Origin of the sequence: Pseudomonas halotolerans, from assembly GCF_039581215.1 — a bacterium.
GTDB lineage: Bacteria > Pseudomonadota > Gammaproteobacteria > Pseudomonadales > Pseudomonadaceae > Aquipseudomonas > Aquipseudomonas tehranensis.
On sequence record NZ_JBCNTJ010000024.1, the window covers coordinates 1 to 14,502 of the forward strand.

The 14,502-nt window shown below is 60.5% G+C and carries 8 protein-coding genes; 7 read left to right on the forward strand and 1 reads right to left on the reverse strand.

From position 1 onward, the window contains the following. Positions 1-170: 170 nt before the first annotated feature. The 6 genes from recC (at position 171) to yfiB (ending at position 11,888) form a co-directional block, all read left to right on the forward strand. Entirely contained in the window at positions 171-3,623 is a 3,453-nt protein-coding gene (recC, locus tag AAIS01_RS24520; RefSeq protein ID WP_343471072.1) for an exodeoxyribonuclease V subunit gamma, read from the forward strand. Next, entirely contained in the window at positions 3,620-7,309 is a 3,690-nt protein-coding gene (gene recB, locus AAIS01_RS24525) for an exodeoxyribonuclease V subunit beta (protein ID WP_343471073.1), read from the forward strand. The genes recC and recB overlap by 4 nt, the downstream gene beginning before the upstream one ends. Then, positions 7,306-9,402, forward strand: a complete 2,097-nt coding sequence (recD, locus tag AAIS01_RS24530) for an exodeoxyribonuclease V subunit alpha (RefSeq protein ID WP_343471074.1) — start codon at positions 7,306-7,308, stop codon at positions 9,400-9,402. The genes recB and recD overlap by 4 nt, the downstream gene beginning before the upstream one ends. Before the next feature lie 138 nt (positions 9,403-9,540). Continuing rightward, positions 9,541-10,116, forward strand: coding sequence for a regulatory sequestration protein YfiR (yfiR, locus tag AAIS01_RS24535; RefSeq protein WP_343471075.1), 576 nt, complete (start codon positions 9,541-9,543; stop codon positions 10,114-10,116). After that, positions 10,113-11,381 (forward strand): diguanylate cyclase DgcN/YfiN, encoded by a 1,269-nt coding sequence (dgcN, locus tag AAIS01_RS24540; protein WP_343471076.1) that lies wholly within the window; start codon positions 10,113-10,115, stop codon positions 11,379-11,381. Before yfiR ends, dgcN begins: the two co-directional genes overlap by 4 nt. 3 nt (positions 11,382-11,384) lie before the next feature. Next, positions 11,385-11,888 carry an outer membrane lipoprotein YfiB gene (gene yfiB, locus AAIS01_RS24545; RefSeq protein WP_431191944.1) on the forward strand — a complete coding sequence of 168 codons (504 nt, stop codon included), beginning with the start codon at positions 11,385-11,387 and terminating at the stop codon, positions 11,886-11,888. On the opposite strand, the gene AAIS01_RS24550 is transcribed toward yfiB, so the two are convergent. Next, positions 11,885-12,832 (reverse strand): LysR family transcriptional regulator, encoded by a 948-nt coding sequence (locus AAIS01_RS24550; RefSeq protein ID WP_343471124.1) that lies wholly within the window; start codon positions 12,830-12,832, stop codon positions 11,885-11,887. The genes yfiB and AAIS01_RS24550 overlap by 4 nt on opposite strands. Before the next feature lie 143 nt (positions 12,833-12,975). On the opposite strand from AAIS01_RS24550, the gene AAIS01_RS24555 reads away from it, so the two are divergent. Continuing rightward, positions 12,976-14,502, forward strand: a complete 1,527-nt coding sequence (locus AAIS01_RS24555) for a CoA-acylating methylmalonate-semialdehyde dehydrogenase (RefSeq protein WP_186656854.1) — start codon at positions 12,976-12,978, stop codon at positions 14,500-14,502.

Genomic DNA, 14,502 nt, shown 5'->3' on the forward strand with positions numbered 1-14,502 from the left:
TAGGTCATCGTCAAGATTAAATTCCGAAACCCCTATCTGCTGATGCAGGTAGGGGTTTTGTTTTGCCCGCAGGAAAGTTCTTACGCCAAGCACGGACAGCTCCCGGCTGTCACAGCCCCCCGACAGTGCTAAGGTTCGGCCCTAGCTTTTGCATTTTCAAGGATGCCTTTATGCCGGACGCGACGTCCTTAAGCCCTGCTTTCATGGTGGTCCACGGGAATCGCCTGGATGAGCTGCGCAGCCTGGTGATCAGTTTGATGCGGCGCTATCCGCTGGGGCCTCTTGAAAATGAAATCGCGCTGGTTCAAAGCAATGGCATCGCCCAATGGTTGAAGCTGGCATTGGCTGAGGATCCGCAAGACGACGACACCGGTGGCTGCGGTATTGCCGCCGCCATTGATGTGCAATTGCCCGGCAGCTTCATGTGGCAACTCTATCGAACGGTTCTGGGGCGTGACGAAATCCCGGCCAAGTCGTTGCTTGATAAGGCTCCCCTCACATGGCGGCTGATGCGCCTTCTGCCGCAGTTGATCGAGCAGCCCCATTTCGAGCCGCTGCGGCGTTTTCTTACCCACGACACCGACTTGCGCAAGCGTTATCAGTTATCCGAGCGCCTTGCCGATCTGTTTGACCAATACCAGGTGTACCGGGCTGATTGGCTGGAGGACTGGGCGGAGGGGCGGCATCAGACAAGAAGTGTCCGGGGCGAAGTCAAGCCGCTCGCGCCAGAAAACTGTTGGCAGGCCGAACTGTGGCGCGCCCTTCTGGTGGATGTGGGCGAGCAAGGAATGGCCCAAAGCCGTGCCGGGGTTCATCAACGGTACATCGAGCGCATCAACAGTTTGGAAGTGGCTCCCAGGAACCTGCCCGCGCGGGTGATTGTGTTTGGCATTTCCTCTCTGCCGGCCCAAGCCCTGGAAGCACTTGCCGGTCTGTCCCGGTTTAGCCAGGTTCTGCTGTGCGTCCATAACCCATGTCGCCACCATTGGGCGGACATCGTGGCCGACAAGGACCTGCTACGTCACCAATACAAACGCCAGGCCCGCAAGGCCGGAATGCCTGTCGTCCTCGACCCGCAGACCTTGCATCAGCACGCTCATCCATTATTGGCCGCGTGGGGCAAGCAGGGGCGTGACTATATCAACCTGCTCGATAGCTACGACGACCCCAACAGTTATCGCTCGGTATTTCGCGATGGACGGATCGACCTGTTCAGCGAGGGCAATCCCACCACCCTTCTCAGTCAGCTGCAGGATGACATTCTCGAGCTGCGCCCCCTGAACGAAACCCGGGAGCACTGGCCTGCGGTCGATACGCAGCAGGACGGGTCTATCCGTTTCCATATCGCCCACAGTGCTCAGCGTGAGGTTGAAATCCTCCACGATCAACTGCTGGCCCGCTTCAGTGCGGATCCGAGCCTGCGCCCCCGGGATATCATCGTCATGGTCCCGGACATCGACAGCTACGCACCGCATATACGTGCTGTGTTCGGTCAGCTTGAAAGAACTGATCCCCGTTTCATTCCTTTCACCCTCACCGATCAGGGCCAGCGTGGACGTGATCCGTTATTGATCGCTGTCGAACACTTGCTCAAGCTGCCGGATAGCCGCTTTCCGGTCAGCGAAATCCTCGATCTGCTCGATGTTCCGGCGTTGCGTGAGCGGTTCGGTATCGATGAAGCTGACTTGCCTACGCTGCACCGCTGGATCGAGGGGGCCGGTATCCGCTGGGGCATGAATGCCGAACATCGTGCCGGACTGGGCTTGCCAGCGGAGCTGGAGCAGAACAGCTGGCGTTTCGGTCTTCGGCGCATGCTGCTGGGGTATGCCGTCGGCAACGCGGGCGCCTACGACGGCATCGAACCCTATGATGAAATTGGTGGCCTGGATGCGGCGTTGATCGGTCCTCTGGTTGCGTTGCTAGATGCTTTGGAAGTGGCTCATCAGGAACTCAGCTTCCCCGCATCACCGCAAGAATGGGGCTCGCGTCTGCAGGATCTGATGCAACTGTTTTTCCAGGCGAGCAACGAACATGACGACTATCTGCTGGCCCAACTCGAAGACTTGCGTGAAACCTGGCTGGAGACCTGTGAGTCGGTTGCCCTGCATGATGAGTTGCCCCTGACTGTTGTCCGAGAGGCCTGGCTTGCAGGGTTGGATCAGGGCCGACTGTCCCAGCGCTTCCTGGCCGGAGCGGTCAATTTCTGCACCTTGATGCCGATGCGCGCGATTCCTTTCAAGCTGGTGTGTCTGCTGGGAATGAACGACGGTGATTACCCGCGAGCGCAACCGCCCCTGGATTTCGATCTCATGGGCAGCGACTATCGCCCCGGGGATCGTTCCCGACGCGAAGATGATCGATATCTGTTACTGGAGGCGCTGCTGTCGGCCCGGGAAAAGCTCTATATCAGTTGGGTCGGCCGCAGCATCCGCGACAACAGCGAGCGCCCTGCGTCAGTATTGATCGGCCAACTGCGGGATCATCTCGCCAGCGGTTGGCGTTTGGCAGATGACAGCAAGGATCTGCTTGAGGCGCTGACCCAGGAACATCCTCTGCAACCGTTCAGTGCTCGTTATTTTCATCAAGGCAGCGCGTTGTTCAGTTACGCCAGCGAATGGCGAATGCTTCATGGTGCCCACGAACACGACGCCCAAAGCCAGGTGCTGGAACCCTATGTTCAGGAAGAGCCCTTGGGCCTTGGGCAACTGCAGGACTTCCTGCGCAATCCCGTCCGGCACTTCTTCAGTCAACGACTCAAAATATTCTTCGAGGCCATCGAGGCCCCTTTGGCAGATGACGAACCCTTCGTTCTCGATGCGCTGCAACGCTACAGCCTGAGCGACAGCTTGCTGGAGGCCGCCCTGGTTCGCCTCGATCAACCGGATCTGGCACTGGCCACTCATGCCAAAAGACTGCAGAACAGCGGCCTGTTACCGATGGCCGGTTTCGGTGAATGCATGCAACGAGAACTGATCGAGCCTTTGCCTGATTTGCTCCAGCGTTACCAGCAGCTTCTGGCGTTATGGCCCACACCGCTGACCAGTGCCTTGCCTGTCAGCTTGCAATTGCACGGCGTGAGCGTCGAGGGCTGGCTCAGTGGTCTGCACCAGCGTGCTGATGGAGCGGTTCTCACCATCAGCGCCATCCCCAACGGTATTGGCTCCCTCAAGACCCGTAAATGGCATCGTCTGATTCGTCCTTGGGTCAATCATCTTGTGGCGTGCGCTAACGGCTTTTCGATGACGACGGCACTGGTGGCCAGCGATGACAGCTTGCTGCTGGCTCCTTTTGAAGAGCCCGTGGCACGACGGTTGCTCGGCGATCTATTGCAAGCCTGGCAAGCGGGTATGCGCCAGCCGCTTCCCGTCGCGGTGAAGACCGCCTTCGCCTGGCTCGGCCAGAGTGATCCTGCCAAAGCCGATGCGGCTGCTCGAAAAGCCTACGAAGGCGATGGGCAGAACTCTGAAGGCGAGCGGCGGGAAAGTCCGGCGTTGGCCCGGCAGTTTGCTGACTTCGATGCCTTGACGGCCGACGAGACATTCTCCAACTGGTGCGATGCGCTTTACCGGCCACTGCTCGAAGCACCATGGCGTTCATTGGCCGGCGAGGAGATAAGCTCATGACTCGCCAGCCTCCCCTCGCTCTGGCCTTCCCGCTACATGGCAGTCAATTGATCGAGGCCAGTGCCGGTACCGGCAAGACCTTTACCATTTCGGCGTTGTACCTGCGCCTGGTACTGGGGCATGGCGGCCCGGCTACCGGCTTTGGTCGCGAACTGCTTCCTCCGCAGATCCTGGTGGTGACCTTTACGGACGCTGCCACCAAGGAGTTGCGTGAACGTATCCGCACGCGTCTGGCCGAGGCGGCGCGTTTCTTTCGCGATGAGATTCTCGCCCCGGACTCGCTGATCGCCCAATTGCGGGATGAGTTCGATGCAACGCAGTGGCCTGGCTGTGCAAACCGGTTGGACATCGCTGCGCAATGGATGGATGAAGCAGCAGTGTCGACCATCCATAGCTGGTGTCAGCGCATGCTGCGTGAACATGCTTTTGACAGCGGTAGCCTGTTTACCCAGACCCTGGAAACCGATCACAGCGACTTGCTGGGCGAAGTGCTGCGCGACTATTGGCGGCTGTTCTGCTACTCGATGCAGGGCGAAGCGCTGAATTGGGTGCGGACACATTGGGGCGGGCCCGCTGCGCTGCTGCCGCGAGTCAGAGGTCTGTTTTCCAGCGAGCGCGATGCTGTTGAGGGCGTTGAACCGGCCGAACTGATCGCAGCATCGCTCCAGGAACGCAGTGCCGCCTTGCTCGATCTCAAGGCGCCGTGGCGGCAATGGGCCGTGGAGTTGCTGGAGATCTGTCAGCAAGGCGTTGCCAACAAAAGCGTCGACGGGCGCAAGATGCAGGCCCGCTACTTCGAGCCGTGGTTCCAGAAAATCAATGCCTGGGTGGAGGACGAAAGCCTTGAACTGTTGGACATCGGCAGCGGATTCACACGCCTGACCCCCGAGGGCATGGCCGAGGCCTGGAAAGGCGAAGTGCCCAGCCATCCCGGGCTGGACGCCATGGCCGGTCTCAAGGCCAGCCTGGAAGCCTTGCCCACTCCCGACGCCGCGGTGCTGCAACATGCCGCGCAATGGGTGGGGGCACGCTTTGAGGCGGAGAAACGGCGCCGCGCGGAGATGGGTTTCGACGATATGTTGCTACGTCTGGACGCGGCCCTTCAGGCCGAAGGTGGGGAGCGTCTGGCAAGCTTGATCCGCGAACAGTTTCCGGTGGCGCTGATCGATGAGTTCCAGGACACCGACCCCATTCAATATCGCATCTTTGAAAAAATCTACCACATTGCAGAAAGCAACCCTGACACCGGGTTGTTCCTGATCGGTGATCCGAAGCAGGCCATTTACGCTTTCCGCGGCGCTGACATCTATACCTACCTGCGCGCCCGCGAAGCCACCACCGGCAGGCTGCATACGCTGGGAACAAACTTCCGTTCCAGCCACGCCATGGTCAGTGCGGTGAACCATATTTTCCAGAGTGCCGAATCCCGCTCTGAAGGGCGCGGTGCTTTTCTGTTTCGTGAACCGTCGGGCAAGAACCCGGTGCCGTTCTTGCCCGTTGAGTCCCAAGGGCGCAAGGAGTCCTTGCAGGTCGACGGGCTACCCGTTGCCGCACTGAATATCTGGCACCTGTCTTCTGATCAGCCGCTTTCCGGGGCGGTGTATCGCAAGCACATGGCGGCGGCTTGTGCCAGTGAGATCACGGCGTTGCTCAATGGCGGCCAATCGGGGCGCGATGGCTTTACGGTCGATGAAAAGACGCTCCAGGGATTACGCCCGGTGGATATCGCCATCCTGGTGCGTGACGGTAAAGAGGCTCAGGCAGTGCGCGATGAATTGTCCGCACGGGGAGTACGCAGTGTCTATCTGTCCGATAAAGACTCGGTCTTCGCTTCCCAGGAAGCGCGGGATCTGCTGATCTGGCTCAGGGCCTGCGCCGAACCGGATGTCGAGCGGCCACTGCGGGCAGCGCTGGCCAGCATCACGCTGAATCTTGCGCTGACGGAGCTGGAGCGTCTCAATCAGGATGAGTTGGCCTGGGAGCGCCGGGTCATGCAGTTCCGTGGCTATCGTACGGTTTGGCGCACCCAGGGCGTGTTGCCCATGTTGCGTCGCCTGCTACATGATTTCGAGCTGCCCCAGGCCTTGATGGCACGCAGCGACGGCGAGCGGGTGCTGACCAATTTGCTGCACCTTTGCGAGCTGTTGCAACAGGCCGCCGGTGAGCTGGATGGCGAGCAAGCTTTGATTCGGCATCTGTCCGAGCACCTGGCGCTGTCCGGGCAGGCTGGCGAAGAACAGATCCTGCGCCTGGAAAGCGATGAGCAACTGGTCAAGGTGGTCACGATTCACAAGTCCAAGGGACTTGAATATCCACTGGTCTTTTTGCCCTTCATCTGTTCGACGAAACCGGTGGACGGCAGTCGATTGCCTTTGCATTACCACGATGAAGCCTGCAAGGCGCAGATCAGCCTCAAACCCACTGTCGAGTTGATCGCCAAGGCCGATGACGAGCGTCTGGCCGAGGATCTGCGGCTGCTCTACGTGGCGCTGACTCGCGCACAACATGCGTGCTGGCTGGGTGTGGCTGATCTCAAACGAGGCAATAACAACAGCTCGATCCTGCACTTGTCCGCATTGGGCTATCTGTTGGGCGGCGGGGTACCGTTGGCCGAGTCGGTGGAGTTGAGGCGCTGGCTGGAGGACCTGCAACAGGGCAGCGCAGTGGTCAGCTATCAGGAGATGCCCCAGGCCACCGACGAGCATTACCGGCCGCCACGCAACGAAGCGGTATTGCTTGAACCTCTGATACCCGTACGCAAAGCCAGCGAAAACTGGTGGATCGCCTCCTACAGTGCCTTGCGTATCGGGGAAAGCCTGAGTGCGGGCAGCAATGATGCACCGGAGAGCCCGCAGGCTCAGAAGCTGTTCGACGATGAGCGGCTGGACCCTGATGCCCCCCGGGAAATTGTTGCCGTGGGTGGCGATATTCACCGCTTCCCTCGTGGTCCCGGACCGGGCACTTTTCTTCATGGCCTGCTGGAGTGGGTGGCTGGTGAAGGATTTGAAGCGACGCCAAGCGCCATCGAGGATGCCATAGCGCGGCGCTGCAATCGCCGAGGTTGGAAAGGCTGGATCACCACCTTGGGCGACTGGCTGCAGCATCTGATCAAAATGCCTATGCACATAGGTGGCGACCAGGCGCCGGTGGTGCTCGAAAACCTGTCCCAGTTCCAGGTCGAAATGGAATTCTGGTTTGCCAGCCACAAGGTCGATGTGCTCAAGCTCGACCAACTGGTTTGCCAATTCACCCATGGCGGTGTCGCGCGCGTGGCCGCTGAACCGGTGCTGCTCAACGGGATGTTCAAGGGCTTCATCGATCTGACGTTCGAGCACGACGGTCGGTACTACGTGGCCGATTACAAGTCCAACTGGCTGGGTGTCGATGACATGGCCTACACCGCGCCGGCCATGGAACAGTCGATCCTGGACAATCGCTACGACCTGCAATACGTGTTGTACCTGTTGGCCCTGCACCGTCAGCTCAAGGCGCGCCTGCCCGACTATGACTACGACCGGCATGTCGGGGGGGCGTTGTATCTGTTCCTGCGCGGCACTCGCTCAGCCAGTCAGGGCGTTTACTTCACCAAGCCTCCACGGGCGCTGATCGAACAACTGGACCGTATGTTCCAGGGAGCGGGCGAGCCAAAGGCTGAACCGGCATGGGAACAGGGGGAGCTGCTATGAAACGTTCTTTTGCCGATCTGTTACCCCAATCGTCTGATGACGAGAGCCCGATGGCTCTGGCGCCGCTGAGCCGTGCGGATGATTTGCTGTTGTTGCTCACCCGCTGGGTCGAACGAGGATGGTTGCGCGCCCTGGACAAGGCATTCGTCGCCTTCCTCCATGAACTCGCGCCTGAGGATGATCCATTGGTGCTGCTTGCTGCGGCACTCACCAGCCATCAGCTGGGCCACGGACATGTCTGCCTGGATCTGTTCGAAACGCTCAAGGAACCGGATTTCGCCCTGTCGCTGCCGCCTGAAGGCGACGCGCAAACTGGTGTGGAGCTGTTGCCCTCGCAAATACTCCGGACACTCGATGGGGCTCACTGGTGCAAGGTTCTGGCCTCCAGCGCTCTGGTGGCCTTGGCTGCCGATGAGCATGAAGAGGCCCGGCAGCGCCCTTTGGTGTTATCGGGCAAGCGTCTTTATCTGCGTCGTTATTGGGCTTATGAGCGGCGGATCGATGAGGCGTTGCGTCAGCGGCTTGCCGAACAGGAAGCGGCGCCTGGTGAGCTTCGCGAGCGTTTGAACGGGCTGTTCGGGCCGGCCAAACTCGCTGGTCCGATCGATTGGCAGAAACTGGCCTGTGCGCTGGCGACCCGGGGAGCCTTCAGCATCATCACCGGCGGCCCGGGTACCGGCAAGACCACCACCGTGGTGCGCTTGCTCGCCCTGCTTCAGGCGCCTGCTGTCGAGGCGGGCAAACCGCTGCGGATCCGCCTGGCCGCGCCCACAGGCAAAGCGGCGGCACGTCTGACCGAGTCTATCAGCCAGCAGGTCCGCACCCTCGATGTGGTTGACGCCGTGCGCGAGCGCATTCCCTGCGATGTGACCACGGTCCATCGTTTGTTGGGCAGTCGGCCTGGTACCCGACATTTTCGCCACCACGGGGGCAATCGCTTGCCACTGGATGTGTTGGTGATCGATGAAGCTTCCATGATCGATCTGGAGATGATGGCCAATCTGCTGGATGCGCTGCCGACTCATGCGCGACTGGTATTGCTGGGCGACAAGGACCAATTGGCCTCTGTTGAGGCGGGAGCCGTATTGGGGGACTTGTGCCGGGACGCCGAGGAGGGCTGGTACAGCCCCCGGACGCTGAGCTGGCTTGAGTCGGTCAGCGGCGAAAACCTGGCGGCCAGTGAACTGCAGCAAGACCTCGAAGGCACTCATGCTCTGGCCCAGCAAGTGGTCATGCTCAGGCATTCGCGGCGCTTCGGTGAGGGCAGTGGGATCGGTCAACTGGCGCGTCGGGTCAACCAGCAACAACCGGAACAGGCCCGTCAACTGCTGCTCGAAGGCGAATTCCCCGACCTGTTTTCCCTGGCGCTGAGGGGCGAACACGATGGAGCGCTGGAGCGCTTGTTACTCGACGGCAAGGGAGAAGGGCCGAAGGGTTATCGCCATTACTTGAGCCTGTTGCGTCAGCGCCGCCCGGCCATTTCCCGACCGCTTGAGGACGGCTGCTGGACCGATTGGGCTCGGGAGGTTTTGTCGGCCTTTGACGAGTTCCAACTGCTCTGTGCCGTGCGCAAAGGCCCCTGGGGCGTCGCGGGGTTGAATCAGCGCATCACCGCCGCGCTGCTCAAGGCCCGGCTTATCGACAGCGATCAGCAATGGTACGAAGGGCGCCCGGTTCTGATGACCCGCAACGACTATGGGTTGGGTTTGATGAATGGTGATATCGGTATCGCGCTCAAGCTGCCCGAACGAGATGGGCCGGACGCGGGCAAGCAGGTGCTGCGGGTGGCGTTCCCTCGTAACGATGGCCAGGGCGGTGTGCGTTTCGTCCTGCCCAGTCGTCTGAATGATGTAGAAACTGTCTTTGCCATGACGGTGCACAAATCCCAAGGTTCGGAGTTCGCCCATACGGCTTTGATTCTTCCGGATGCGCTGAACCCGGTGCTGACTAAAGAGTTGGTGTACACCGCCATTACTCGGGGCAAGCAGTGGTTCAGTCTGATAGAGCCGCGAGCGGGAGTCTTTGAAGAGGCGGTTCGGCGCAAGGTCAAGCGCTTGAGCGGGTTGATGCTGGAGCTGGAAGGAACTGTCTGAGGGACCGACTTTCGCGGTCAATGTCCTGGGCAGCTGTTCTGCAGGCGGGTATCGCAAGCGTTGCAGGACGCTGCCTCGCTGGCTTTTTGGCACTGTGCTATCTTTCCGGCACTTATCGCATCGACCAAGAGACTTTCCATGAGTGTGGCTGTTCAGGCGACAGTGCGGCGCAAGGGCTGGAGGCAATATTTGCTCGCCGGTTTTCTGTGCTTGCTGGCGCCTATGGTTGTCGGTCAGGACCAGACCGCCACGACCCGGGCTGAACAGCGGGCCGAATCCGTCACCCAGGTGGTGTTGGGAATTCTCAGCTACGCCCGATGGCCCGTGGAGCCGGCGCAATTGCAGTTGTGCATTGTCGGGCCTACCCAATACACCGACGATCTGGTCAAGGGAACGACGCAGGCCACTGGCCGGCCTGTGACTGTGCAGCGGGTGCTGGCCGACCACCCCAGCATCGCCACCGATTGCAACGCGATCTACATCGGCAGATTGACCCCTGACGAGCGCACCCGGTTGTTTGCGTCCTTGATCGGCAAACCTGTGCTGAGCATCAGTGAAGGAGGCGATCAGTGCACGGTCGGCAGTCTGTTCTGTCTGCGGGTCGCTGACGAACAGGTATCGTTCGAGGTCAACCTGGATTCGGTGGCGCGCAGTGGCGTGCGCATTCACCCCAGCGTTTTGCAGCTTTCACGTCGCAGGCCCGCAGCACCATGAATCTGCCCACGGCACGGAGCCGTCCCACCCTGGGCTCGGTCATTGGTCGCGGTCACCTGATTGTCGCGTTGGTGGCGATCACCATGGCCAGTGTCTCCCTGACGTTGCTCGGTGTACTTGCATTGCGAGTCTATGCCGATCACAACCTGCACCTGATCGCCCGTTCGATCAGCTACACCGTTGAAGCGGCCGTGGTGTTCGATGATTCAGCAGCGGCCACCGAGGCGCTGGCCTTGATTGCCTCCACCGAAGAGGTCGCCGATGCCGAGGTGTTCAACGAGCACGGGCGTCTGCTGGCTCGCTGGCAGCGGCCGGAAACGGGCTTGTTGTCGGAGCTGGAGAGGCACATCGCCAAAACCTTCCTGGAAAAGCCCATCAGGCTGCCCATCATCCATCAGGGACAGAATATAGGTGCAGTTCTACTGTCGGGGCATGGCGGCAGTCTTCTGCGGTTTTTGCTCAGCGGCCTGGCGGGAATTGTCCTGTGCACGGCGGTGAGCGCCTGGGTAGCCTTGTATCTGGCGCGACGTCAGTTACGCGCGATCACCGGGCCGTTGCGCAGCCTCGCCGAGGTGGCCCATGCCGCGCGCAGCGAACGCGCCCTCGACCGACGTGTACCGCCGGCCGCTATTGCCGAACTGGATAACCTGGGCAATGACTTCAACGCACTGCTCGATGAGCTGGAGTCCTGGCAAACCCACCTGCAAAGCGAGAACGAAAGCCTGGCTCACCAGGCCAGTCATGACAGCCTGACCGGATTGCCGAATCGGGCATTTTTCGAAGGCCGGTTGATTCGTGCACTGCGCAACGCCAACAAGCTCGATGAGCAGGTCGCCGTGCTCTATCTGGACAGTGACCGATTCAAGGGGATCAACGATAACTTTGGCCATGCTGCCGGTGACGCGGTGCTGACGGCGGTGGCGACACGGGTTCGGGCGCAGTTGCGCGAGGGTGACCTGGTGGCGCGCCTGGGTGGGGACGAATTTGCCGTGCTGCTTGCGCCCTTGCACCGGGCCGAGGATGCTGAGCGGATTGCCGAAAAAATCATAGCCAGTATGGAACTGCCCATTCAGTTGCCTGGCAATGCCTCGGTGCTGACTTCCCTGAGTGTCGGCATCGCCGTTTACCCTGATCATGGCGCTACACCAGGCGCCTTGCTCAATGCCGCCGATGCGGCGATGTATCAGGCCAAACGCCTCGCCAGAGGCGGTCAACACACGGCCGGGTCGGAGCACCCGGTTGCTGATCTTCAAGCCAGGAGCTGACTCGTGCGCCTCTATCCTCAACTCTCCCTGCAGCGCTTCGCCGCGTTTTTGTTCATCACCGTCCTGGCCCTGAGCGGCTGCCAGACGACACCTCAAAAAGGGCTTACCCCGGCGCAAGTCGCCGTGCTCAAACAACAAGGGTTCGAATTGACCGATGAGGGATGGGCTTTCGGCTTGTCCGGCAAAGTACTGTTTGGCAGCGATGTCGAAACCCTCAACGCGGCCAGCACCGAGATCGTCGAACGAATTGGCAAAGCTCTGCTGGGGGCTGGAATCGAACGGGTGCGGATCGATGGTCATACCGACGCATCAGGCTCGCAAGCCTATAACGAGCAACTGTCGATACGTCGGGCCAACAGCGTGAGCAAGGTATTGATTGGCGTGGGCATGCGCGAAGAAAACGTTCAAACACGGGGGCTGGGCAGTAGCAGGCCAGTCGCCTCCAACGACACGGTGGAGGGGCGCACCGAAAACCGTCGCGTCGCCATCGTGGTCATCGCCGACTAGTCGGCGAACACCATCTCCCGGCTCTCGCCCATCAGCAGTGGCTGGTTCTGCTCAGTCACTTCGCGGATGTAATCCCACAACAGGGTGATGCGCTTGAGCTTGCGCAGATCCTCCCGGCAGTACATCCAGAACTGTCGGGTGACGGTGATTTCCTCCGGCAGCACCGGCAGCAGGCGGGGATCCTGGGCGGCGAGGAAGCACGGCAGGATAGCCAGTGATCGTCCTTGCTGTGCTGCCACGAATTGCGCGATCACGCTGGTGCTGCGCAGGTGAGCATGGGCGCCGGGCAGTACATTCGCCAGATAGAGCAGCTCGGAACTGAACGCCAGATCGTCCACGTAGCTGATGAACGAGTGCTTGCCCAGGTCGGCCGGGCGCTGGATCGGTGGGTGACTGTCCAGGTATTGCTGGGTGGCATAAAGCTGCAGCCGGTAGTCGCACAATTTGCAGCACACATACGGGCCATGTTCGGGGCGTTCGAGGGCGATGACGATGTCGGCTTCGCGCTTGGAAAGGCTGATGAAGTGCGGCAGCGGCAGGATGTCCACGGAAATGGCCGGGTAGGCATCGACGAAATGACTCAGTTGCGGCGTGATGAAGAAGCTGCCGAAGCCTTCGGTGCAGCCCATGCGCACATGGCCAGACAACGCCACCCCTGAGCCGGACACCTGTTCGCAGGCCATGTGCAGGGTGCTTTCGATCGATTCGGCGTAACCCAGCAAACGCTGGCCTTCGGCGGTCAGGACAAAACCGTTGGTCCGGGATTTTTCGAACAGTAGCGTTCCCAACGAAGCTTCCAGCGAGCTGATGCGTCGCGACACCGTGGTGTAGTCGACGGCCAGGCGCTTGGCTGCCGTGCTGGCCTTGCGGGTACGGGCCACTTCGAGGAAAAACTTGAGGTCGTCCCAATTCAGCGACCCCAGGGAGGTGATGTTTTTTTGCATGATGGACCGGTTTTTATGTGCGTTCTTATTAGAAGTTTGCACATCTATACTCCAAAAACCGTCTCATCACCAAGGTGTCTGTTTAGGCACCTTGATCTGTGCTGAACCAGCGCTCTCTATAAGAACAAGTCCCGGAGGCCAGCATGAACGTTTCCCTTACGCCCAGCGACACTGCCCTGCAAACCGTAAAGTTGTTGATCGACGGCGAGTGGGTTGAATCCCAGTCCAGCGAATGGCACGACATCGTCAACCCGGCCACCCAGCAGGTACTGGCGAAAGTCCCGTTCGCCACGGCGTCGGAAGTCGATGCCGCCGTTGCCGCCGCCCAGCATGCTTTCCAGACCTGGAAGCTGACCCCCATTGGCGCGCGGATGCGCATCATGCTCAAGCTCCAGGCGTTGATCCGCGAGCACTCCAAACGCATCGCCGCCGTACTGAGCGCCGAGCAGGGCAAGACCATCGCTGATGCCGAGGGCGACATTTTCCGTGGCCTGGAAGTGGTGGAGCACGCTTGCTCCATCGGCACCCTGCAGATGGGCGAGTTTGCCGAGAACGTTGCCGGCGGCGTCGATACCTACACGCTGCGCCAACCGATTGGGGTGTGCGCAGGCATTACCCCGTTCAACTTCCCGGCGATGATTCCGCTGTGGATGTTCCCGATGGCCATCGCCTGCGGTAACACCTTCGTGCTCAAACCGTCGGAACAGGACCCGCTGTCGACCATGCTGCTGGTGGAGCTGGCCATTGAGGCCGGTGTGCCGGCGGGCGTGCTCAATGTGGTGCATGGCGGCAAGGATGTGGTGGATGCCCTCTGCACCCACAAGGACATCAAGGCGGTTTCCTTCGTCGGCTCGACGGCGGTCGGCACTCACGTGTATGACCTGGCGGGTCGCCATGGCAAGCGCGTGCAATCGATGATGGGCGCCAAGAACCATGCAGTGGTGTTGCCTGATGCCAATCGCGAACAGACCCTCAATGCTCTGGTCGGCGCCGGTTTCGGTGCGGCGGGCCAGCGTTGCATGGCCACTTCGGTGGTGGTCATGGTGGGCGCGGCCAAGCAATGGCTGCCCGAACTCAAGGCCCTGGCGCAGAAGCTCAAGGTCAACGCCGGCAGTGAGCCGGGCACGGATGTCGGCCCGGTCATTTCCAAGCGGGCCAAGGCGCGGATTCTTGAGTTGATCGAGAGTGGCGTGCAGGAAGGGGCGAAGCTGGAACTCGATGGCCGTGACATCAGCGTGCCGGGTTTCGAGCAAGGCAACTTCGTCGGCCCGACCCTGTTCTCCGGCGTGACGACCAAGATGCGTATTTACACCGAAGAAATCTTCGGTCCGGTGTTGGTGGTGCTGGAAGTCGACACCCTTGATCAGGCAATCGCCCTGGTCAATGCCAATCCGTTTGGCAACGGCACCGGCCTGTTCACCCAGAGCGGGGCGGCGGCGCGTAAATTCCAGAGCGAAATCGACGTCGGCCAGGTAGGGATCAACATCCCGATTCCGGTGCCGGTGCCGTTTTTCAGCTTTACCGGCTCCCGTGGTTCGAAACTCGGTGACCTGGGCCCCTACGGCAAACAAGTGGTGCAGTTCTACACTCAGACCAAGACCGTTACCGCGCGCTGGTTCGATGATGACAGCGTCAATGACGGTGTGAACACCACCATCAATCTGCGTTGA